Origin of the sequence: Spirosoma fluviale, from assembly GCF_900230225.1 — a bacterium.
GTDB classification, from domain to species: domain Bacteria; phylum Bacteroidota; class Bacteroidia; order Cytophagales; family Spirosomataceae; genus Spirosoma; species Spirosoma fluviale.
Map to the genome: position 1 here is coordinate 1,594,605 of NZ_OCNH01000001.1, position 19,198 is coordinate 1,613,802.

Consider the following 19,198-nt stretch of genomic DNA (forward strand, 5'->3'; position numbering starts at 1 on the left):
TAGGCGGTTTCTTGTCCACAAAGCTACTTTTTCTGGTATTCTTCAAAAGAGATAAAGCTACTGGTTCGTGTTTTAGGTAAAAAGAAAAAACGCCCTCAATCCTCAGGGAGAAGGCGTTTTTTGCTGTATTTTGAATACAACCTGAACTCCGTTTAATGGCTTCATTGTCGCTTCCAGTCTCAGTAAATCTCGGTTCTGACGCAACCAGCGCACTTTTTGTTTAACTTTGTCAACCCGCCAATCGACTCCAAACGACGGATTTGGGGGGGGTGTTGTACCAAATGTTGTACGAAAATTAATTCGCTAATTTCCCTGATGGGTACTGTTTCTATCGTTCTTCACGGTGCGGCTCGCGGTGACGGCAAGTATCCGCTTCGCATTCGGGTCGGTCAAAACCGGAAATATTCTTACGAGACACAATGTTATGTGAAAAAGGGTCACTTCAACGAGGGGGCCAGTCAACTCTATTCCTACGAGCCGGACTATCTGCGCTTAAATAAGCTTATCCGTAAGCGTTATGCCGAAGTGGTCGAGTTGGTGGAGTTCTATGATGAAAAGGGATGGCCCTATACTTCTCAGGACATACTGGCCATTGATTACCCGATCTGGAAATCAAGTCAGGAGAAAAGTAAACAGATTGCTCAAGACTCGGTACCGGGGGGCTTTATCGCCTTCATTCGAGAAGTGGTCATTCCGTACTGGCAAACCAAGAAGAACCTCAGCAACGCGGAGAAATACCAACTGGAAGCGGACGTATTCGAGGAATACTTGGCTACGCTCAAACCCATGCGCGTGGATGTACCGATGGCCGACTTCAACAATGCTTTGATCGAGGGTTATTTCAGCTATCTGCGGACTAAAAAGAAACCCTGCAAGAAAGATTCTACCCTAAAGCGCCGACTGGCTCAGATTGACGCGGTGCTGCGTTTTGCTCACGAGAAGAAAGGGGTAATCTCCAGTATTCCCAATCTGGAAATTGACCTGAACATTCTCAAGGCCAACAAACCCAAGCTGACCAAAGATCAGATTGAGTTACTGGAGAACTACGAGTGGGATTTGGTTAACATACCGCCCAAACATCAGCAAAAGGGTATAGCCAGTCTGCGGAGGTCGGTACAGACCTTTCTACTGCAGTACTATTTATTCGGGGCGCGAATTGGGGATGTGTTGCTGTTGACCAACAGTTCGGTTATCACCCAGAAGGGAAGGCCGGTGCGGGTGGAATACTACCAGCAGAAAGGCCGTAAGAAGGCAGGAAAGAAGCTGATGAGTATTAATGTCAATCCCAGGTTAATGGCGATCCTGACCGAGTACTGGAATCCTGAGAAGCCCAATGATTTCCTGTTGCCGTGGATGGCTGGCAGGTATGAGCATGACTTCACCATTTCGGAGGAAGAACGGGCCTACAATCTGAAGAAGGCGGTTCACGATGCGACCAGTCTAGTGAACATTCGACTGAAGGCGGCCTGTGACTGGATAGGGCTGGATGTACCAACGCTGGCCAGCCATTCAGCTCGTCACAGCTTCGCCCAACGGGCCAAGAAAAAAGGCAAGTCGATTGAGTGGATAAAGGAAACGTTGGGACACAGCACCTACGACATTACTGCACATTATCTGGCTGATCTGGACTCGGAGGAACTGAACCAGAATATGGCCGATGTGTACGATTAGGTAAGGGGGTTACGTAACCCCCTTACCTAATCTTCATGGGGGGGCTTTTTGCCATTCTGATTCCATAATCTTATAGCCACACTTCGGATAGTCGTGAATGTAGGTGTGCCAGGGGGCGGTATGTTTTACTTTTGCTGCTGGCAACATGAGCAGATGATCTGCTCAGTGTGTAACTTAGGTTCTGGCTCGTTTGACATACATACGGTTGGTTAGCATGAGTAGCAAAAGGTTCTTCCATTCCTGATCGGAGTCCGGAAAGTTTTTGATAACGTCAATACCCTCCTGCGTTTCCCATGTATCGCAGACCGACACCCGCAACCCATCATCGGCTAGGCTATGATGGGCTAAACGGCCTTCTGTGGGCTTCAATCCCAAGGAATGAAGCTCGCAGAGTCCTTGCCTGTTCTGGAAGGTACATCCCAATTTTTGGTCGAATTTTGGGGTGATGGCCGAGTGAAGACGTTCGGTTTTCTGGTCGGTGTATATCGTCAGTTGCAATTGGTCCTGATACCCTCTCTGAATGAGGCTAATGGCCTCCTTTGGCGTGGGAAAGCAGGGCGAGGTTCTGCACATCATCTTGCAGGTCGCGCAGGAACAGTTTGATTCATTACGATTCATAAAATGCGCGTTTAAAACCAGTTTAGAGAAAGGAATTTCGACCAGACATCTTCCTTCGGCTTTGGCGGCTCTGGCTTGCCCAGAATGGCGTTGGCGATGGTCTGGGGCTTGTAGCCGAAGGCGTAAGCGATTTCGTGGTCAACTTCATCCACATCCAGTTCAAGGTCGGTGCGGTTGTGCTCGCGCAGAATCTGGTTGACTTCTTCGACCCATGCCAGAAAGGCGATGCGGTGGGGCGTGAGAGGGCGGGGTGGGACTTTTGCGAACATAAAAAAGCCCCAGATTGGGGCCGAGTTGGATTGATCTATGGGTTTGACAATAACAGGTATTGAATCGGGTGGGGCGGGTGTGCCTTCATGCATGGCCAGTACGGTTCTGGCCATAGCCATATCCGTGTTCAGCAGGTCAATGGCTCCGGCAGTGCCGGGGCGGTTAAGTGCCGCATGGGCGTGGTGTACGGTCAACTCCCGCTCGATGATCTCAATAATCTGATAGAGTTCCCGGAACTGGCCCTGAAAGGTGATTCGTGAGAACTGGACAAAAATGGATGGCATGACTAGGTATGATTTGGTGTCTTGGGGGTAAGGCTCCAGTAGAGAGCATAGGTCTTGTTCTCCAGAACGATGATTCGCTGTTTGACGAACAGCGGCTGGGGCGATCCTGCCGGAATGGTGGTGAACAGCTTCCCGGAAGGAGAAAACAGGTCGGTTCGTGTTCCGTGGGCATCACAGACACGCACAGCAGTCAGGCTGTTAAAGAGGTTATACAGCGATTTTATGGCGTTCTTAGGTTATTGGGTGGCCTTTATCAATTTTTCGTGCAAGTCATTCCAGTAGCGTTCGCGCTCGGCATAGTATTCAGCGGTAGGGACATCCACACCCTGTTTGGGGAATTGGGCGAAGTCAGGAATAAGCATGGATGCGTGGTCAGGCTTGTCGATACCGATGGGCTGGCCGTTGAGGTCGATCAGCAGGATAGGGTTCTGGGTGCGTCCGTACTGAAGCCGTCGGCGCTTGAGTGTTTCGACTTCATCGGGCGGTAGAATCATGTCGGCCCCGGTGTAGTAGTAGCCAATGTCGCGAAATTTGCCTTTGGGGAAAATCGAATCGGGATAACAGACCTGGGCGTAGGAACCATCTGTCGTCAGGCACCACTGCGTACCATAAGTTGATCGGGGCGTGACCACGTACAAGCGTCTGCCGTTTACTTTGGGGTCGAATCGGTACTCGATTTCTGACCCAATAGGTAATTGTTTCATATTAGTTATATATGAAAGATTAGATATGGTGGGGCACACGTATGGGCCCTATTGGATGTTTAGTCAGGCGAACAGAAGCGGATTGTTTTCTTCTTCTTTTTTGGTGTTAGTCGTCGGGCCAGTTCGGCTTCGATGGCTTCCAGATAGAGTTTAGCGAACTTGCGATCCCAATCACCAGTCGGTTTTCGGATTCGACTCTTCTTGTCCTCCCGGTCGATCTTGAAGTATTTGGTTTCTAAACGGCGGTAGTTTTCGCTGATGTTGTGAAAGTCTGCCAACGTTCTGGTAAGTAGGATAGCCATTTTGAATCGTGTTTACAGGTTAAAATAAAGACTGAATGAGGGTCGCTTTTTTAAAGGATTCAATGCCTTTGCGCATGGCTTTGTACTCGGCTCGATGGCCAAATCGGTTGCATACGCGCAACAGGCAATCAAGGCCATATTCCAACGCGTGTTCCCGGTTTTTATGAGGTGCGTGGTTCAGGGAGGCTCCGCACATTTGGGAGCAGCCTTCTACCTGATAATCGTGTCCAACGGCCCATCGTCCGGTGGGGGTTCGGGCCAGTCGAATCACAGCATAAATGCGCCGGGACTGGTGATAGACAACAACGACTTCGGGGTTCTGACAAACGCCGTTGTGATTGAAGGTAAAGGGGGTATTCATAGCAAATTGAATTGAGTCCCTGCGGGAATGGTTACCGGCTTTTCCAGATAGGTAATGGCAGTCTGAACGCAGTCATGGCAGATACGGAACCATTTGACGACTACTGGCTTGGTATTGGCTGGTTTGTCGGGTGGCAGGATGATCCTGGGTTTTCCGCCAAACAGGTCTAACTGTATCATGCTAGTCGATTCACATTATGTTGTCCGAAGTGTATAGAAAAGTAAAGATTAGCTACTGTGGGGCATAGTTAAGCCATCGCGCGTTGGATGGCCTTAAGGTCGTGTTTGTGAGGCTCCTGTCCTTCAAGGGCTTTCGCGACGATTTCCAGCGCAAATTCCAGTGCTTGCGTGTTGCTGGCGAAACCTTTGGCTTTACGAATGGTGCTGATCTGCTTTTTGGTAATCAGGGAAAGCCGGAAGGGCGTTAATTTCTTGGCTACTTTGGGTTCTGCTTTGGTTTCCATTAGACTTTAATTGGGTTGGCTCGGAAGTCCGAGAGGTTGAGAAAAAATCCCCGATTATGGGTTCTGCCTTCACGGAACAGAGTCCATAACAGTTTGCATCCCATCTGGGCAATGGTCGAATTTATGAACAAGTCCTGTTTTCGTAATGCTTCCGCAACCGAACAGCTTGGCGTGTCGTCGTCAGCTTCACTACTGGCCAGTACTCCGCCGAACTCGTCGGTGATGAAGGGCAGTTCGGTAACGGTGGCAAACTGCTCGGAGGTTGGCTGTTTAAGGGGGCCAACTGTTGCCAGTATAAGCTGTCCTGAGTTCTTGGCGTTGCCGAAGTCCATCCAGTAGCTGGCCTGAGAACGGCTAAAATTGCGCTCTCTGGCTTTCAGACACACCTTCAAAATATCAGCGATCTCAAAACGGGCGGCTACCGAATCTACACAGCTAATCATCAGGCTGGCTTCCCGGTTGTCTTTGGTCACGGTCTGTTTGGTGTAGCGCATGGGTTTGGCTTTCCAGTTGGTGCCAAAGAATCGATTCACGCGGTTGATCAGGACGGTGGCCTTGTTGTGGCCTAGTTCTGCCTCCGCAAATAGCTGGCGGCCTAAATTGGCTTCGGACACAACATCATCATCCCAAAGGGTTACGTGCAATCCTGGATGGCCCAACTCGATCAGGGCGTGGTTCATTCGGGCAAGGCCCGTAATAACCTGTGAACCCGTTCCACCGGCACCGATGAGGTAAACCGTCAGGGGATTTTGGGGATTCAAAAACGATTTGTCGGTATAGTGGATGCGCTGGTTCATCGGATGAGGTCTTTTACTTTGTAGGAAGTGGCTTTGAGTACAGATGCAGGAAACGGCTCCTGGCTGGCGATCTGGTTTTGCCAGAACAAAACGATGTTGCCGTTGATGGGTGATTCGCGGATGGTATGGGAGAAATAGCTATTAAAGAAATAGCTTTCCCATGCGCTCATGAAGTTCTCCAGTGATGCGCTTCGCTTGATGCGAACGTTGACGCTACCCATACAAACGGGGCCGTGTCCGTACACGTTGAAAAACGGTGCCTGGAACATGGGCGTGTCGGCGGTGGGCTTCTCGTCGGTGGGCAGGGCGAACAGGGTTAGTCCGGTTTTGCTGGCCTTCCAGATAAGGGCGGGAACATGTGCCTCTCCTGATGGAATGGTCAAACTTTCAACGAACAGCAGCTTTCGTGTGGTGGCTGGCGTGTACCAGATGGCTTTCCCGGCATCGGGCGTAGGGTCGATGTAGAGAACGTTGGCGGGAAGCAATCCCGTTGGTTTGAGAAAGGCGGTCTTTTCCGAGTGGGCGTTATAGAGTGTTTTGGATAGGACGATGGCTTCGCGGTTGCTTAAGGGGTGTGCGTTGATCAGCTTGCGGCTTTTTTGGTCGATGTCGAAAGATTCCACATACAGGGCTTGGCTCCAGGCATCGTTGCGGGTCTGAGTTGCCCGCATATGACGGTAGGTGACGAGCGCATTAGTTGGTACATACACATCGTTCAGTTCGTCGGTAATTTTATTGATCGTCTTCTTGGTTGTCGTCGTCATTGGTCAGAAAGTAAAGAAAGTCGTTGAGGATAGAAAGCAGGGTACAGTCGAAATTAATGTCTTTGGTCGTCGGTGGAGTCGGGCTGTCAAACAGGGCCGTACTTCGGGGTTCGTCAATGGCCGATGCGTTTGCGAACTCGCATTGGTTGAACGTCTGGATGGTCTGCTGAATAAATTCGTTGTCCTCCCAGATAAAGGTTAGATACTGGTCGATGGTGATAAGTCCCTCGAAATACTCGTCCTCGTCTATCTCGTCGCTAAACTGGTGTCCGAGTGCCTGATTAATTTTGCGGTCGGGATAGCGAAGGTAAAGGGCATGAATTTTTCTGATCTCAGCCTTTAGCTTTTCTTCTCTGGGGGTCGCGGGTTGAAAGCGGTCAAGTCGGCGCGTCCATGCGTTCAGTTGTTTATTCCAGTCAAGCTGCCTTTTTATCCGGTTGCCCTGCTCTATGGCTGTTTTTAGTTCATCGGCCATTTCCTGCGGGGCATTCGGTTCCATTTCTTCCTCGTCCATTTCGTACAGATAGTGTTCCATCGACCAGTCGTATTGATGGGCCATCCAGCCGCTTTCGGTGAAGTAGTCGATACCGACGATTCGATACAGATAGGCATACGTTGAGGTCAGCAAATCAGCCAGTGCATACTTTCCAGCCTGTCGGAAGTCTTGGATCGGCTTTACCGGAATGTACCACAAGTGTAGGGCGGTGTCGTAGGTATGGGTCAGATAGAGTGATGCGCTGGTGTCGTCGGTTTCCACTACATCAACCTGATAGTTACCGAGTGAGATTTTATCCAACTCGTCGGCAATGCGTTCCATTTGCCAATGAATGTTAAGCGGGTAGGGGAGGTCGGTGTCAACGTGCGGAAAGTCGTAGTAATCGCACAAATAGGAAAGGGACTTAAAAAAGTCCCTTTCCCGATTCTCCCGGTTCCGCATAGCCTCTGGGCCTACCAACGGTTCGAACTGATGATTTAGAAAATCATCGGCAACTCCTGTAGCGGTACGCTTCGCTTGCGGTTTGCCTTGACGTTGGCCGCGTCGGGCAGTCGGTTCAACTGCTCGTGAAACCCGGCGATCTGATACGATAGCTTCCATTGTTTGTCAGAATAATTGGGGTCTATTTGGCGGAGGGTGCGGGTCGCTGGCTTCATGTTATCCTTTGGTGCCCAATGTCGTGGTAAATTTGTATTCCAGCTTGTCATTGTTCCAGTCCGGTCCCTGAATTTTGGCCGTTGTCAGGGCGGGGTAGGTGTTGGCGTAAAAATTAAGAACAGCTTCGGGGCTGAAGGATGGGTTGGGGTCGGTAAGTACAACATCCTGGCCGTTTTCTTTGAGCGTAAATGTGCGGGTGGCTTCGGTGGCGACTAACATAGGTATTGTGCGTTTTACAGGTTTACAGATTGATTAAATGAAGATTAGGCGAACAGGGAAATAGTGCCTCCGTTCAGTTGTTCTACGAGTTCATCCCGGCGATTGCGGATGGTTTCGGCTTGCTCCGGGTGCTTCTCTGCGTCAGGCAGGGCGGCAATGGCTTCGCGGTACTTTTTCTTCCCGGCAAGGTCTTCTACTTTGGTCATGGCGGCTTCGTATGCCTTCTGTTCGGCTGACTTGCCTTTTTCGGCCTCCTCTCTTTCCTTCTTGACTTTCTCAGCTTTGGCCTTCTCTGCCGCAGAATTGGCATTGGCTTTCTCAACTGATTTCAGGTGAGCTTCCATGTTGACCTGTAGCCCCGAAACCTTCTGCATGGGGGCAGTAATGTGGTCAAAGAAACCTTCGTCCAAATCGGTGGGCGTTCCCCGAAGTAGGAGCGGAGCAATAGCACTAGCGGCTTTGTCTCCATTGGCCGCATTATCCAGTAACAGACTTACGCTAAGTTCTCCTTTGACGTTGGTGATGACCATTTTCAGGTTTCCGACTAAGTTGAGGTCTGCGAGTTGAGTGAAAAAATCCATTGGTATATTTGATTTGAGGGTAAATCAATTAGTTTGTACTGCCAAAAGCCCATACCAACGAATCGGTACGGGCTGGCTTAGTTAGATAAATCGGAATCCTCCGGTGGGTAGCTTTTGCAGGGGGCTGTAGCTGTCGCCGTTGAGGATGAGTACATCGGCGAATAGCTTGTTTCGGGGTTCGTTCTGGTCGGTGTGCTGGCGAATCAGTCCACCGAGATAGTCAAGTCTGAATACTTCCCATGTCTGTACGTAAAAGCCGTACATATTCAGGGCATCAACAATCAGGCTTTCGCGTTTGGGCTTGTTCTCGTCCAATACGCGCAGGGGGCCTCCATAGATAGGGTTGTAGTCGGTCGTGTTGCGTAGCATTAGCAGAACAGGCTTAATTGGTTGATGGATGCGCTGTAGTTTCGAATAGCCAGATTCAGCGTCCGGTATTCGGCTGAATTTTCATCGTTGGGCCGTTGGCCTTCGCTTGCCGTTCGCTTCTCGATGTGAGCTAATGCCTGACGGATGGCTTCGTCTTTGGAGGGGTATAGGCTTCTGCCGTTAGGGTTGGCAGAGCAGCCACTACCGGAATGATGGGTGGTCAGGTCGTACCCATACGCCCAATATCCGGAAGTAGCGTTTTGCGCTAACCGAATCTCGGCATGGGTATCTAATGGAGTGCGGTCTTTATGGAATACCACAATTATTTCTTTCTTATACTGGTTCATGTTAGCGAGTTGGATTTTGATAAAAAATGGCGGTGCCGATAGCGTCACTATAATTGCTTTTTATACGTACTGATATCTTGTCTCCCCCTAAATGATTGGGGGAATACTCCATTATATGAAACTCCAGTGTGGAGGATAGCGAAGTATCGTGTTTGCGTTGGGCTTTTGCCTGACGTACAATTTTTTCGAGTTGCTGAATCGTGATGTCCATGTTAGATGTTGCGATAGCGGCTAACCTGAGAAACCAAATGCTGAACAGTGCCAAATGCGGCAATACGGGGTGCGTTGACGGTAGCGATACCGTTCTTGTAGGCCCAGACCGCCAAACAGGCATCTGAACGGTTTGCGCTGGCGATGCGCTGAATTGTCACCACTAGATTAGGGTAACGCGTAACTACCTCGGTAATAGACGATTTCATTCTGTTCTGTTTTTATATGGTTTGTACTGCCAAAAGCCCGTACCAACGAATCAGTACGGGCTAACGGGCATGGGTATAGGTAAGGTCTTAGGCTTCCTCTGGAATGGCCCATTGGGCGAGTTGGGCTTCGAGTTGTGCTTTTTGGGTGGCTTCCCGTTCGGCTACGGCTTGGGGTGCGTAACTGCCAATCTTGAACAGCCAGTCTGCCACGTGTTTGGCGTTGTCGGTAAGTTGGCGTTGCCATAAGCCTACTGAGGGTGCCCATTTGAAGCCGTTTTCCTTTAGTAGCCGAATCATCTTTGGCTCTGGCTTCTGGTTAAAATCAACTTGTAATCGTTCGTCGGTGTAGTTGTAGATAACCTTCCCTCCATCGAAGTCGATTTCCTTATCTTCTCCGTCTGCAGCTTGGGCTTCGGCCACCCGTTTGGTGAGTTCTTCGATTCGCTTTTTGGTGTTGCGAATCGTGGCTCCGTTGTTAGTGATTTCCCAACTAGGATGAGGTTGTTTGTTGTAGTCCTCCTTATAGGTTTCAATCTTTCGGATTTGGTCGCTGTCAAGTCCGGCTTGGATTAAAGCCCTGCTGTCCTTCCCTGCCTTAATCCATTTTTTATAGGTCGTATTTGTTGCCTTCATTCGTGCCTGTAAGGCTTCTAGGTTCTGTAACTTGGCTTCCTGTGACTTGATTTCTAAAGTTGACATAATCTGTTTGGTTATGAGGGGAGAAAAGGATAAACTCATTATAGTAGGACGCATCAGGCATTTGTAAATGCCGTAATCAGCAAGGGAATGGCTACAAACAGGATGCGCCAAACAAAAATCTTCTGTGCTGGCTTTGTGGGTTTATTTGATCTTGTTGATTATGATCGGAAAGAATTGATGTGGGAAAACTTGGTTCTGCGTCCGTTTCGGATGGCTCTCCGTTGATGGCGTTCGGCCAGTAGCCGTTCTGCGATGTAGTCAAGAACAATAATCAGGCAAAGCAGGAGCAGACCGCCTACGAAGATGTAGTTACCCGCACTGCGGTGCTGGTCGTGAATTTGATTGGAGCCGTAAATGGCGGTGGCAAAAGATGCCAGAAAGCAAAACGCGTGAGTCATACGAGTTGAGGCTATTGGAAAGATTCTAAGAATCGAATCCGGTACATGAGGTTGCAGACAGCGTATAGGTCAATCTTCCGTGTGTCGCATACATCAAAAGCCTGTTCCATCAGGCTATCGCGCAAACTGGCTTCCTCTGGGGTGTAGGTAGCATTCTTTTCTTTGTCGATGTAGTCCTCGAATGGGTCGTCGGGGTGAAAACATACCCGCTCTACATCATATAAATGGCCGATGAACTGTAGAACATCGGCCATTGTCAATATCTGCTCTGGCATGGCTTCTAGTGGATATATCCGAGTAGGGTACCGTCACAGCTACATTCTCCGATGTATTCCAGCTTACCGACATTGTAGTGGAAGTCGGTGGTGAGGGTGTCAATTACGTTGTTGTTATAGCGAACGATAACCTGCCGTTTGGGGCGTTTCTGGCTTACTTTATGGGTCTGACAGGAAACCATGAGCAATACGAGCGTGAGTAGATTCTTCATGTTTTATATGGTAAGAAAAAGCCCCGGACGATGCCGGGGCTATGGGTGGTTAGTCAATGATCGCGTTGCAAAACTGTTCCCGGAACTCCTTATAGGCAGTCAGCCAAGCAGTGAGTTCATACCCTACCGCAAAGCCGCGTCCACTGTCTAATATATCTTCGTGCTGGCGGTCGAACTTAACGTGTGGGGCTAATTCCTGCATGGCTCCTGTGATTTGCTCTATGGTATCAAAAAACAGCACTTCGGTATGGCTTACCCAAGGTTTGGGGAACATATGGGTTGGCGTAAACAGAAAGGGGATGTCTCTTTTGTCCATGTATTTTTCCAGGATCGGGAAGATTACCTTCCGGTTTATCGGCTCGGTAATGTCTTCGTAGAGTTGATTGGAGCGTTTTACCATCTCCTTACTGTAGGAGCGCAAATGCTGCGTTTGTTTGGCTAATTCCTGAAGCTTCGGGTGTTGGTCTTTGAACTCTGAAATACCCAACATTTGCTGAATGTAGTCGGTGGTGTTGGCCGCGCAAATGTCCTCGTTCATGCGGATGTAGCCGGGCCGTGTCTTACCAATCTCAATGACTGCTGAGGTCAATTCTGTGCGATTCATATTGTGCTATGTTTCTATATGGTTTGTACTGCCAAAAGCCCGTACCAACGAATCGGTACGGGCTGGCTGTCTATTCATCAATGGCGTTGTTAAACAGAATAGCGGAAACTTGGGGCTTATCCAGCTTGATAGCTCGTTCCACTACCTTCCGACCTTCTTTGTAGTCGCGGTCGTCGTACTGTGTTTCTGCGTAGTAATCAAGAACAACCGCTGTTGTTCCTGATAGAATATACCTTGCATCACCTGACCAAATGGTATCGTCATACCTTACTTCGTATGCATCGGTGCTGAGTACAGTTGTTGCTCCCCCTCCGCCCAAAATGGCTAGTATGGTTGTTGGTTCGTCGGTCTGTGCTTCCTGCTGTTGGGTTACCCAGTTCTCAAACTTTGAGAACCATTCGTAGATATTATATTCCCCGACTATCATCCCGTTTGATACGGCTATGTCAAAGGGGCCGTAAACACCATTGAATTGCATAGTGATACAATGACGGGTGTTCTCTGTCGTCTTGTAATGCGTGTAAACTGAACCTGCCAATGTGGTTAGGTTCGTGGCTACTAGCTTTGCATATGTATAGAAGTGTTCGCTATCGTTAAGGTAACTTTCTATTATCTCTCCTGCCAATTCGTTGAGGCTAACGGGTTGTTCTGTCGGCTCGTCTACCCAATAGGCGATATGGAAGTCTGCAAATGCCTTTTCGCTGTCGAATAGCTTACTGTTGTTAGGGATATGAACGGAAAACTGTTTTATGTCCTTGTTGCCTGTTCCATCGAAGAAAATTTTAAGCTCGTTTGTCTTTGGAATGTATTTCCAGCTATCAAACATGATGGTGTTCTCGTTATCGCCTATAGATATGTTGTGAAATGCATCAGCCAGTGCATAAGCGAACTTATCAAATGCGGTATACTGTGCGGTCGCTGATTCGATAATGTCTTCGTTGGCCATAAATAAGGCGGGTGCTATGTCGATACCCCTCACATATTTATGGAAGTCGGCGTATACCTGCCGATAATTGAACGGCTTATCTTCATCATCAATCAGGAAGGTAAACGCACATTTGTAGTCAGATGAATTGACAAATGTTAGGGCTACTGTGTTTGTGCCGCCAAGATTGGTTGTCCAATTACCCAAGAACATAGCTGAATGGTCTTGGTTGAGGAGTTGGGTCAGGTGCGCTTTCATCTGGTCAATGAAGGGCTGAGTAACTGCGTTTAATTCTTCGTTGAACGACTTAACTAATTGGTGATTCGTGAAAAAATACGCTGTTGGATTCATTGTCTTGTCTGTTTTTATATGGTTTGTACTGCCAAAAGCCCGTACCGATTCATTGGTACGGGCTGGCTTCATTAATAGTCGTCGCCGGTTTCTTCTAAATGAATCTCCGTTATCTCTACGTCCTGTTCATTACCGATGAATCCAAAGGTTTCGCGGATAACTAGGATAGCTTTTTCTTCGATGTCTGATTCATCAATGCAGCCGTACATAATGAACAGGGTTGCAAACGTTCCCCTGCCTGTGATACCGTTCTCGTCGTCGTTGACGGTGTATTCGATGTTGTCAATCCTCCCTTCTTCGTGGCTGATCCCGTCCGTTTTCAGAATACCTTCTACAAATGGTAAATCTTTGATATTGCCGATGAGGAAGTTGATTTCGGCTCTGGTTTCTTCGTTGCTGGTTCGCATGACTTTGTTTTTATATGGTATAAAAAATGCCTGACTCGCTATCGAATCAGGCTTGTTGAGGTTTGTATTTCTTGAGCTTCTCGGTTAGTCGGAAATACCGTATCCTGACCGTCTTAGGCGTTGGCTTTGCGGTGTCGTCTAACTTTCGCATATAAGCCTGTAATTCTTCGATGCCATATTGACAATCGGTCGCATCTGTGCAATTCTTGGCGATTGTGTAGCAGGATAAGGACTTCATTTCTCATTGCGGTTTACAATCAGAGAGAAAATGAACGGTAGGCTCATGCTGGCGGTAAACCCAACATTGAACGGTGTGTCGTGACCGCTATCGACCAGACAAAGAATCATGATGAGGACTAGAGCGATACTGACAAGACAAACAAACTGTAGTGGTTTCATATAATAGTAAAGATTATATATTGGTACTGCCAACAAATTCATAGCTTACAGACCGTAAGCTATTTCGTTCATTCTGGAACTCGTCAGATATGCTGATTGCATATTATAGCTTCACAAATAGCCTTCCCGGTAGGATTGTCACAGTGGTTTCTATAGGGTTCTCGTGCCGTTCGTGAACTAACTCGTAGTTCGGTGTTCGCTATAGTCCCGTTCTGGGTCGTACCTTCCAGCTATTTGCTTGATGAGGTTTGTCTATGTCCCGAATTGTGTTTCCGTCTTAGGGATTCACTCGTAGAGGGTTTTATGCTAACCTAACTCATCCGCTTCCGTGCGTCGCCGATAAAAGGAGTCTTTCATGTACTTGCTCCTATGGGAATCTTACCCTCGATTAATAGCCCCTGTTTGTTTTACCCTTCTCACTCTCCGATGAGGTTTGGTAGTCGTGCGGTTATGAGCGCGTATCCGCAATCTGGTGTATGTGGCAAACTCTAAAAGGATTCGAGAAATGGGGTTAAAGTGTTACTCATGCGCGGGAAGGGTAACTTTTGTTACCGCCTTATCTCTCCCGCTTTGTTGATACAAATATATATAATATTGTATACACATTATATATACAATTTAAAAGTTCTTTGAAAGTTTATATTAAAGATTATATATTGATGGATAGGCGCGATTAATATTTGAAAAATACAATTTCAATCTATTTCGTTGAGGTTCGTATGATCGCGCTAAATAAGGCTCGTAAATGCGTTGTAAGGCGTTATTTGCCTGTCTGCCTGTGAATGTATTCGCGTGTGTATTTCGTGGCTTCTGGGCCTATAGAATTGCACCACAAAACAGCCTGTTGGATGGGTCTTAAACAGCCTGTTGGATTCGCATAGATTTCGGGGAGAATATCGGTCAACACTGCCTCCACTGGCTGATAACAGAACATTTTGGGTCGATCAACTGATTTTTCGCGTTTTTTGCTGGCTGTCAATCACTAATCTCATTCCGTACACCTGCAATAGATATTCTGCCGATGGACTATAACCGTGTAAATCCTTACAAAACGTCTGTAAGCTGCTTACAAGCTACGATGTACCGACCAGACGAATACAAGCTCAATCAACTCCTGACGACCGTTACACCAATGGCTTTGCGGGTGTTGTTCTTCGCGCTGGCTACTGTCAGTCCTGACGGCTCGGTAGAGTTGCGGCCAGTGGCGATGACCAGACAATTCCAGACTGACGCATCGTTCATCGGTCGCGCTGTTCGTGAGCTGGTAAAATACAAAATGCTGGCGCGTAAAAATCGCTTCGAGTTCTGGCTCTCTCCGGCTATCGCATCACCGATTACCTTCCAAGTTCCTCAGCGATAATTCTCAACCCGCTCAGAATCGTTTGTACGGTCAGATGTACGGGAAATTTTGTACAGACAATTCTCAGGCGTTATAGGATTGTCAAACAGCACCCCATCAGCCTGTTCCCGACTCACAACCCATACTAATACCAGAATCATCGGTGCCAGACCAGTTTCCTAAAAGCAAATTGTCAAAACCGGATAGCCAAACCCATCAGGCAATTCCCGTCACCCGATTCCAGACCATTCCCGAAAACAGCCGGGGGGTGGAAAAAAATGGCCGCGACCCCCGCCCCGCGCGCGCCGGTAGTCCCACATATCGCTTGTAACCGTATTTTTTTCCAAAACCTGGGGGGTATTTTTTTGCCGGGGGCGTTTTCATCTGTCGGTAAAGGTGGAAAAATCCTATATATCTTTTGACGTTTATGGATAAGTGCTTGTTGATAAATATATAATTGTTCATATTTGAGTGTATATTAACAATTATTCATTTGTCAGGCAATTACGATGTACGGATCGGGTGGCGATGCCTCAGCGCAGTACGCGCATAACTGGGAGTTAGCCAAACAGGAAGCGTTCAGTTTGAATCGCAGCCAGGCTAGGACTAAGGAAGTTTCAGTACCGGTAATTCTTTGGGACGATAAATATTACAAACAGCCGAAAAAGCTAATTGACCTGTTTCGCCGGGTCAGTGATTTTCAGCTGTTCAATCCTCATCTGCTCTGGGCGTTTGACAATCCCAATCAGGAATATCTGTTTGATATCGTCGACGGAAAGCTGAGGATGGATGATTACTACCTGGCCGATAATCTCTTCGGGGATGTTGGACCGGTACCGACGAAGGATAACAATTTCTTCCATGGTGCCAAGTCGGCGCTGATGGGCCAGGTGCTGTCTCACGCGTTTCAGTTTGCGGTCAAGAACCTCAACACAAAATTCGCTCAGGAAGCGATTGCCGAACAGTCAAGGGCAGGGGCAAAGGTGCTAACGCAGGGATTAATTGAAGCGGCTGGCGACCGTGGAATGAATCTGGACTTTGCCCGCAACAAGAAGATACCTCTGCCCAAGAATGCCAATGACCTCTTGCAGTACATGAACTTGCAGGAACAGGTCGAATCCACGATGCACAAGCTGTTGATGCATACGGATTATCAGCACTCGTTTCAGGATGTGGGGGCAGCAGCTTTCGGCCATAAGTTCGCGGTTAACGCACAGTTCGGATTCCTCGACGTAGTAAACGGGGAGTTGATACCAAAGGCCTATCACCCTGACCAGGTACGCTACATGGCTACAAAGCGGGTCGAAACCTTTGAAGATCCTAACGTACTGGCGGCATCGGTCATGGACTATATGCAGCCTACCGAACTGATGAACCATTTCGGAGTGGGTCTACAGACCGGAACGGGTATACAGGGGATTATCAACTACATTGATTCGGTTACCAAAGTGGGCCGTAACATTGGGTATAACCTCGACGGAAACTACTGGAATGATCAGGGTGTCGGCGGCTGGGGTCTGGGCAGTGAGTTGGATAACCTGAAGATACAGGGCTATACCCAAAAGCAAATTAACTGGATGAACCGCTGTTTTTATCCGGTGATCCGGAGTGCGGGGGGATTGTTGATGAACATCCTTGTTCAGCGCAATTTCGTTAAGGTCATCCATCAGGACCGCTTCAAGGTCGAAAAAGCGGAGGGCGAAAGCTGGCGGCCCGCTACTGATCGGGAACTTAAGTACTGGCAGGAAACCAATTTCGACCGGAGCGTACATCTTCGGTTTGTGCCGGTCGATGAGGAAAAGAAAGAAAACCTAAGCCGGGCAAACGTCAAAGTCTACAACCGGGTAAAGCTGTGGCAGTTCGACCGTATCGGTCACGATACATTTATCAACGTTGGGCCCTATCAGTACCAGCCTGACCCCAACGGGGAAAACAAAGGCTACGTTGGTATGCCCATCAAGGCGCAAATCAGCTACGATAAGAGCATGGCCAAGCTGGGGGAAAATGACGCGATCCGCGTGAACGTCCTCTACAAAGCCATTGACGAATACCTGATCAATATGGGTATTTCGGAAGCCATCATTGTCGATGATGCCCAGGAAGGCGAACCGCTGGAATACCTCTACAACGTTAAGAAGTCCGGGATAGTCCGCTATGACTCTACGCTGATGCAGCCCAATAATCAGGCTCAGCAGCAGCATTTACGGACCATCAAGCTATCCAATCACACAGAAGAACTTCGGGTCGCCTTTGAGTTGGTTCGGCTTATCACGACGGGTTATGAATCCCGGATGGGTCTTTCTCCTCAGGTACAGGGCGTATCAGAACGCTATGAAGGGCTTAAGGAAACCCAGCTTAACATTGCCAATCAGGCACTGTTGCTGACTAAGTGCCTGCGCGAACATACCCTGTTCATAAATCAGCTCTTGCAGGGCTCGGCTGATATTCTCAAACAGCTTCACGCGCGGGATGGGCAAATGAACGTGGTGCTGACCGATGGGGAACGGCATTTACTCTACCTGACCCGCAAACTGGCACTGGCAGATTTTGATATCAAACTTGAATCCGGTCAGATTATCGAAAACCGGCTCAAACTCATTCAGGGTATTCTATCCAGTATGGCCGCTTCCGGCGGTGCCAAAGAGGGCGGGGCACTTCTGGAAGCAAGTCTGACCAACTCCCCGGCGGAAGCAATGGCAATCTACCGCCGATTGAACGAGCAGATTGAGAAAGCCCAGAAGGAATCTCAGGAAATGCAGCAGGCTATCGCTCAGCAGAACGCACAGATTCAGCTACAGAAGATTCAGCTTGAACTTGAAAAAGAGAAGGAGATCACCAAACGCACGATCATCGTCCAGGACATGAAAAACAAGGCAGCCGCCGATAAGACCGACGCTGACGGCATGAAGGACGATATCGAACGTACAAACCAGCGTGAACAAATGGTGCTCGATGCCGCGCTGGAAGCCCAGCTAGCCAGTAGCCAGCCTCAACAACAGGGGCAACCTCAACTCGCATAATCAAAACCAATGTATATGAATACCATACTTGTAAAAGCCGTAGGCTACCGTGATGGTAACGCAGAAGTAAAAATCATTCGACCCGGGTTCGATCGGGAAATCATGAGCCCGTTTCGTGGGAAACGTCTTGACCGGATTGAGTTAACGGTTAGTGCCGATACGCTCGCTGATATGGCAACGCTGGGCGACGTGTTAAGCCCTGAGAATGTAGATAAATTCAGCCACCACGTTCGCGACTGCCTGACAAAAGATAATTCAGTTGGTCAGGTCAGAACGCGAAATTTCGAATACTCGGGCATTGACGAGGTAGCGACAAAGCCGCGCGCTTTGTTTGATACGCGCCGAATACCGATGGAAGTATTCAAAACCGAAAAGCCCCAGTTCTCCGAACTCGAACTGGAAGTGATTCGCATGGCATTATCGGAGTTGGCTTTTCACAATAAAGGTTTCCTAACTCCCATTAAGCCCTTTGATGGACACCGGGGACCCGTACCTGCGGCAGTAGCGATGATTCAGGCGGTGATCGGAGAATTACAGAATAAGTTGGGAAAGGGTTGCGCTGCTCCGAAAGAATACGAACCGGCACCCAGCCCGGTGAACCCGGCTGATTTGTACCGGGGCGATGAGTCCATGACCGAGTAATTACCCTGCCCCAAAAAACGCCGATACTGCCTTGGCGTTTTTTGGGCGTCACTTCACGAATACATGCACATTTTCTATACGCCTGAGCATGGCTTCTCCTGGCTTCAAACCTTGCTGGGCCGCGACAAAATAAAGGCTGTTCACGATCAGCGCGGGGATGCCGGGGTTTATTACGTGCTGGCTTTTGGGCTGGCTATTTCCCCTCACAGTTACGAGTTCGAAGAGGATAAACGGGATCAGCTGGTTATTGACGAACTAAAAGTCCGTAAGCTGGGAGAGGGAAAAAGCAAAGGTAAATTCGCTCCTGGCTTCTATAAGGATTCCATCTGCCAGCAAGCCATCGAACAGGCCAACGAAATGATTTGTACGCCAAGCATGGTCTACAAACTTGAATTAAAACGTCGGCAGCGGGGCTACGAAAAACAACTCTCGTCGGATGCCTTTTCCAAAGACCCCGATAAACGTGCCAAAGACCTCACGGCCGATACAGCCGCCTTTAAACTCATTACGGCTTACAGAGCCGAAGAAAGGCTGGAAGAAGTGCATATCAACAAAATGATCAGTCAAACCGGATTGCTGAGCTTGGAAGAACTATTTGATTAATT

General features: G+C 48.6%; 32 protein-coding genes. 5 read left to right on the plus strand and 27 right to left on the minus strand.

The features are described 5' to 3' along the window. Positions 1–315 precede the first annotated feature (315 nt). Positions 316–1,671 (plus strand): tyrosine-type recombinase/integrase, encoded by a 1,356-nt coding sequence (locus tag CRO74_RS06655; RefSeq protein WP_097125195.1) that lies wholly within the window; start codon positions 316–318, stop codon positions 1,669–1,671. Between the two features lie 174 nt (positions 1,672–1,845). Here the strand turns inward: CRO74_RS06655 and CRO74_RS06660 are convergent, their stop codons facing one another. The 27 genes from CRO74_RS06660 to CRO74_RS31480 form a co-directional block, all read right to left on the minus strand. Beyond that, positions 1,846–2,289: a hypothetical protein gene (locus tag CRO74_RS06660; protein WP_144035877.1), complete on the minus strand. Its 444-nt coding sequence runs from the start codon at positions 2,287–2,289 to the stop codon at positions 1,846–1,848. Between the two features lie 11 nt (positions 2,290–2,300). After that, positions 2,301–2,843 carry a hypothetical protein gene (locus tag CRO74_RS06665; RefSeq protein ID WP_097125197.1) on the minus strand — a complete coding sequence of 181 codons (543 nt, stop codon included), beginning with the start codon at positions 2,841–2,843 and terminating at the stop codon, positions 2,301–2,303. Positions 2,844–2,845: 2 nt separating this feature from the next. After that, positions 2,846–3,028: a hypothetical protein gene (locus tag CRO74_RS06670; RefSeq protein ID WP_097125198.1), complete on the minus strand. Its 183-nt coding sequence runs from the start codon at positions 3,026–3,028 to the stop codon at positions 2,846–2,848. A 51-nt stretch (positions 3,029–3,079) separates the two neighbouring features. Beyond that, complete coding sequence (locus CRO74_RS06675; protein WP_097125199.1) at positions 3,080–3,547, minus strand: hypothetical protein; 468 nt, start codon at positions 3,545–3,547, stop codon at positions 3,080–3,082. A 59-nt stretch (positions 3,548–3,606) separates the two neighbouring features. Continuing rightward, entirely contained in the window at positions 3,607–3,849 is a 243-nt protein-coding gene (locus tag CRO74_RS06680) for a hypothetical protein (RefSeq protein ID WP_097125200.1), read from the minus strand. Positions 3,850–3,868: 19 nt separating this feature from the next. Further along, a complete protein-coding gene (locus CRO74_RS06685; protein WP_097125201.1) occupies positions 3,869–4,210 on the minus strand; it encodes a hypothetical protein in 342 nt (113 codons plus the stop codon). Continuing rightward, positions 4,207–4,389 (minus strand): hypothetical protein, encoded by a 183-nt coding sequence (locus CRO74_RS06690; RefSeq protein ID WP_097125202.1) that lies wholly within the window; start codon positions 4,387–4,389, stop codon positions 4,207–4,209. Before CRO74_RS06690 ends, CRO74_RS06685 begins: the two co-directional genes overlap by 4 nt. A gap of 68 nt (positions 4,390–4,457) precedes the next feature. Beyond that, entirely contained in the window at positions 4,458–4,673 is a 216-nt protein-coding gene (locus CRO74_RS06695; RefSeq protein WP_097125203.1) for a hypothetical protein, read from the minus strand. Then, the gene (locus CRO74_RS06700) at positions 4,673–5,470 is read right to left on the minus strand and encodes a PRTRC system ThiF family protein (protein WP_097125204.1); all 798 of its coding nucleotides are present in this window, start codon (positions 5,468–5,470) and stop codon (positions 4,673–4,675) included. Before CRO74_RS06700 ends, CRO74_RS06695 begins: the two co-directional genes overlap by 1 nt. Further along, positions 5,467–6,234: a PRTRC system protein B gene (locus tag CRO74_RS06705; protein WP_097125205.1), complete on the minus strand. Its 768-nt coding sequence runs from the start codon at positions 6,232–6,234 to the stop codon at positions 5,467–5,469. Before CRO74_RS06705 ends, CRO74_RS06700 begins: the two co-directional genes overlap by 4 nt. Then, on the minus strand, positions 6,203–7,120 hold the full coding sequence (locus tag CRO74_RS06710; RefSeq protein WP_144035878.1) for a hypothetical protein: 918 nt from the start codon (positions 7,118–7,120) through the stop codon (positions 6,203–6,205). Before CRO74_RS06710 ends, CRO74_RS06705 begins: the two co-directional genes overlap by 32 nt. A gap of 86 nt (positions 7,121–7,206) precedes the next feature. Further along, positions 7,207–7,386 (minus strand): hypothetical protein, encoded by a 180-nt coding sequence (locus tag CRO74_RS06715; protein WP_097125207.1) that lies wholly within the window; start codon positions 7,384–7,386, stop codon positions 7,207–7,209. Between the two features lies 1 nt (position 7,387). Next, the gene (locus CRO74_RS06720; RefSeq protein WP_097125208.1) at positions 7,388–7,606 is read right to left on the minus strand and encodes a PRTRC system protein C; all 219 of its coding nucleotides are present in this window, start codon (positions 7,604–7,606) and stop codon (positions 7,388–7,390) included. Between the two features lie 44 nt (positions 7,607–7,650). Next, on the minus strand, positions 7,651–8,187 hold the full coding sequence (locus CRO74_RS06725; RefSeq protein WP_097125209.1) for a PRTRC system protein E: 537 nt from the start codon (positions 8,185–8,187) through the stop codon (positions 7,651–7,653). An 81-nt stretch (positions 8,188–8,268) separates the two neighbouring features. Then, on the minus strand, positions 8,269–8,556 hold the full coding sequence (locus tag CRO74_RS06730) for a hypothetical protein (RefSeq protein WP_097125210.1): 288 nt from the start codon (positions 8,554–8,556) through the stop codon (positions 8,269–8,271). After that, a complete protein-coding gene (locus tag CRO74_RS06735) occupies positions 8,556–8,903 on the minus strand; it encodes a hypothetical protein (RefSeq protein ID WP_097125211.1) in 348 nt (115 codons plus the stop codon). Before CRO74_RS06735 ends, CRO74_RS06730 begins: the two co-directional genes overlap by 1 nt. Before the next feature lies 1 nt (position 8,904). After that, positions 8,905–9,114, minus strand: coding sequence for a hypothetical protein (locus tag CRO74_RS06740; RefSeq protein WP_097125212.1), 210 nt, complete (start codon positions 9,112–9,114; stop codon positions 8,905–8,907). A gap of 1 nt (position 9,115) precedes the next feature. Beyond that, entirely contained in the window at positions 9,116–9,322 is a 207-nt protein-coding gene (locus CRO74_RS06745) for a hypothetical protein (protein ID WP_097125213.1), read from the minus strand. A gap of 87 nt (positions 9,323–9,409) precedes the next feature. Beyond that, complete coding sequence (locus CRO74_RS06750; protein WP_097125214.1) at positions 9,410–10,021, minus strand: hypothetical protein; 612 nt, start codon at positions 10,019–10,021, stop codon at positions 9,410–9,412. A 158-nt stretch (positions 10,022–10,179) separates the two neighbouring features. After that, entirely contained in the window at positions 10,180–10,419 is a 240-nt protein-coding gene (locus CRO74_RS06755; protein WP_097125215.1) for a hypothetical protein, read from the minus strand. 11 nt (positions 10,420–10,430) lie between these two features. Further along, positions 10,431–10,694 carry a hypothetical protein gene (locus tag CRO74_RS06760; protein ID WP_097125216.1) on the minus strand — a complete coding sequence of 88 codons (264 nt, stop codon included), beginning with the start codon at positions 10,692–10,694 and terminating at the stop codon, positions 10,431–10,433. Between the two features lie 5 nt (positions 10,695–10,699). Continuing rightward, positions 10,700–10,906 carry a hypothetical protein gene (locus CRO74_RS06765; RefSeq protein ID WP_097125217.1) on the minus strand — a complete coding sequence of 69 codons (207 nt, stop codon included), beginning with the start codon at positions 10,904–10,906 and terminating at the stop codon, positions 10,700–10,702. Between the two features lie 49 nt (positions 10,907–10,955). Further along, on the minus strand, positions 10,956–11,510 hold the full coding sequence (locus tag CRO74_RS06770; protein ID WP_097125218.1) for a hypothetical protein: 555 nt from the start codon (positions 11,508–11,510) through the stop codon (positions 10,956–10,958). A gap of 70 nt (positions 11,511–11,580) precedes the next feature. Continuing rightward, on the minus strand, positions 11,581–12,786 hold the full coding sequence (locus CRO74_RS06775) for a hypothetical protein (RefSeq protein ID WP_179830135.1): 1,206 nt from the start codon (positions 12,784–12,786) through the stop codon (positions 11,581–11,583). 71 nt (positions 12,787–12,857) lie between these two features. Beyond that, entirely contained in the window at positions 12,858–13,193 is a 336-nt protein-coding gene (locus CRO74_RS06780; RefSeq protein ID WP_097125220.1) for a hypothetical protein, read from the minus strand. Positions 13,194–13,239: 46 nt separating this feature from the next. Then, entirely contained in the window at positions 13,240–13,431 is a 192-nt protein-coding gene (locus CRO74_RS06785; RefSeq protein WP_097125221.1) for a hypothetical protein, read from the minus strand. After that, positions 13,428–13,592: a hypothetical protein gene (locus CRO74_RS31480; protein WP_179830136.1), complete on the minus strand. Its 165-nt coding sequence runs from the start codon at positions 13,590–13,592 to the stop codon at positions 13,428–13,430. Before CRO74_RS31480 ends, CRO74_RS06785 begins: the two co-directional genes overlap by 4 nt. A 1,078-nt stretch (positions 13,593–14,670) precedes the next feature. On the opposite strand from CRO74_RS31480, the gene CRO74_RS06795 reads away from it, so the two are divergent. The 4 genes from CRO74_RS06795 (at position 14,671) to CRO74_RS06810 (ending at position 19,196) form a co-directional block, all read left to right on the plus strand. Then, entirely contained in the window at positions 14,671–14,952 is a 282-nt protein-coding gene (locus tag CRO74_RS06795; protein WP_097125223.1) for a hypothetical protein, read from the plus strand. A 488-nt stretch (positions 14,953–15,440) separates the two neighbouring features. After that, a complete protein-coding gene (locus CRO74_RS06800; RefSeq protein WP_097125224.1) occupies positions 15,441–17,951 on the plus strand; it encodes a hypothetical protein in 2,511 nt (836 codons plus the stop codon). Between the two features lie 15 nt (positions 17,952–17,966). Beyond that, positions 17,967–18,593, plus strand: a complete 627-nt coding sequence (locus CRO74_RS06805; protein WP_144035879.1) for a hypothetical protein — start codon at positions 17,967–17,969, stop codon at positions 18,591–18,593. Positions 18,594–18,656: 63 nt separating this feature from the next. Next, entirely contained in the window at positions 18,657–19,196 is a 540-nt protein-coding gene (locus CRO74_RS06810) for a hypothetical protein (protein WP_097125226.1), read from the plus strand. Positions 19,197–19,198 lie beyond the last annotated feature (2 nt).

Excerpts from the sequence above, each read along its gene's own strand:
- CRO74_RS06750 (WP_097125214.1), bottom strand. The coding sequence starts at position 10,021 with ATGTCAACTTTAGAAATCAAGTCACAGGAAGCCAAGTTACAGAACCTA.
- CRO74_RS06760 (WP_097125216.1), bottom strand. The coding sequence starts at position 10,694 with ATGCCAGAGCAGATATTGACAATGGCCGATGTTCTACAGTTCATCGGC.
- CRO74_RS06735 (WP_097125211.1), bottom strand. The coding sequence starts at position 8,903 with ATGAACCAGTATAAGAAAGAAATAATTGTGGTATTCCATAAAGACCGC.
- CRO74_RS06680 (WP_097125200.1), bottom strand. The coding sequence starts at position 3,849 with ATGGCTATCCTACTTACCAGAACGTTGGCAGACTTTCACAACATCAGC.
- CRO74_RS06795 (WP_097125223.1), top strand. The coding sequence starts at position 14,671 with ATGTACCGACCAGACGAATACAAGCTCAATCAACTCCTGACGACCGTT.
- CRO74_RS06755 (WP_097125215.1), bottom strand. The coding sequence starts at position 10,419 with ATGACTCACGCGTTTTGCTTTCTGGCATCTTTTGCCACCGCCATTTAC.
- CRO74_RS06705 (WP_097125205.1), bottom strand. The coding sequence starts at position 6,234 with ATGACGACGACAACCAAGAAGACGATCAATAAAATTACCGACGAACTG.
- CRO74_RS06700 (WP_097125204.1), bottom strand. The coding sequence starts at position 5,470 with ATGAACCAGCGCATCCACTATACCGACAAATCGTTTTTGAATCCCCAA.
- CRO74_RS06730 (WP_097125210.1), bottom strand. The coding sequence starts at position 8,556 with ATGCTACGCAACACGACCGACTACAACCCTATCTATGGAGGCCCCCTG.
- CRO74_RS31480 (WP_179830136.1), bottom strand. The coding sequence starts at position 13,592 with ATGAAACCACTACAGTTTGTTTGTCTTGTCAGTATCGCTCTAGTCCTC.
- CRO74_RS06785 (WP_097125221.1), bottom strand. The coding sequence starts at position 13,431 with ATGAAGTCCTTATCCTGCTACACAATCGCCAAGAATTGCACAGATGCG.
- CRO74_RS06720 (WP_097125208.1), bottom strand. The coding sequence starts at position 7,606 with ATGTTAGTCGCCACCGAAGCCACCCGCACATTTACGCTCAAAGAAAAC.
- CRO74_RS06685 (WP_097125201.1), bottom strand. The coding sequence starts at position 4,210 with ATGAATACCCCCTTTACCTTCAATCACAACGGCGTTTGTCAGAACCCC.
- CRO74_RS06770 (WP_097125218.1), bottom strand. The coding sequence starts at position 11,510 with ATGAATCGCACAGAATTGACCTCAGCAGTCATTGAGATTGGTAAGACA.
- CRO74_RS06675 (WP_097125199.1), bottom strand. The coding sequence starts at position 3,547 with ATGAAACAATTACCTATTGGGTCAGAAATCGAGTACCGATTCGACCCC.
- CRO74_RS06690 (WP_097125202.1), bottom strand. The coding sequence starts at position 4,389 with ATGATACAGTTAGACCTGTTTGGCGGAAAACCCAGGATCATCCTGCCA.
- CRO74_RS06715 (WP_097125207.1), bottom strand. The coding sequence starts at position 7,386 with ATGAAGCCAGCGACCCGCACCCTCCGCCAAATAGACCCCAATTATTCT.
- CRO74_RS06660 (WP_144035877.1), bottom strand. The coding sequence starts at position 2,289 with ATGAATCGTAATGAATCAAACTGTTCCTGCGCGACCTGCAAGATGATG.
- CRO74_RS06765 (WP_097125217.1), bottom strand. The coding sequence starts at position 10,906 with ATGAAGAATCTACTCACGCTCGTATTGCTCATGGTTTCCTGTCAGACC.
- CRO74_RS06725 (WP_097125209.1), bottom strand. The coding sequence starts at position 8,187 with ATGGATTTTTTCACTCAACTCGCAGACCTCAACTTAGTCGGAAACCTG.
- CRO74_RS06775 (WP_179830135.1), bottom strand. The coding sequence starts at position 12,786 with ATGAATCCAACAGCGTATTTTTTCACGAATCACCAATTAGTTAAGTCG.
- CRO74_RS06810 (WP_097125226.1), top strand. The coding sequence starts at position 18,657 with ATGCACATTTTCTATACGCCTGAGCATGGCTTCTCCTGGCTTCAAACC.
- CRO74_RS06655 (WP_097125195.1), top strand. The coding sequence starts at position 316 with ATGGGTACTGTTTCTATCGTTCTTCACGGTGCGGCTCGCGGTGACGGC.
- CRO74_RS06745 (WP_097125213.1), bottom strand. The coding sequence starts at position 9,322 with ATGAAATCGTCTATTACCGAGGTAGTTACGCGTTACCCTAATCTAGTG.
- CRO74_RS06805 (WP_144035879.1), top strand. The coding sequence starts at position 17,967 with ATGAATACCATACTTGTAAAAGCCGTAGGCTACCGTGATGGTAACGCA.
- CRO74_RS06665 (WP_097125197.1), bottom strand. The coding sequence starts at position 2,843 with ATGCCATCCATTTTTGTCCAGTTCTCACGAATCACCTTTCAGGGCCAG.
- CRO74_RS06740 (WP_097125212.1), bottom strand. The coding sequence starts at position 9,114 with ATGGACATCACGATTCAGCAACTCGAAAAAATTGTACGTCAGGCAAAA.
- CRO74_RS06780 (WP_097125220.1), bottom strand. The coding sequence starts at position 13,193 with ATGCGAACCAGCAACGAAGAAACCAGAGCCGAAATCAACTTCCTCATC.
- CRO74_RS06695 (WP_097125203.1), bottom strand. The coding sequence starts at position 4,673 with ATGGAAACCAAAGCAGAACCCAAAGTAGCCAAGAAATTAACGCCCTTC.
- CRO74_RS06800 (WP_097125224.1), top strand. The coding sequence starts at position 15,441 with ATGTACGGATCGGGTGGCGATGCCTCAGCGCAGTACGCGCATAACTGG.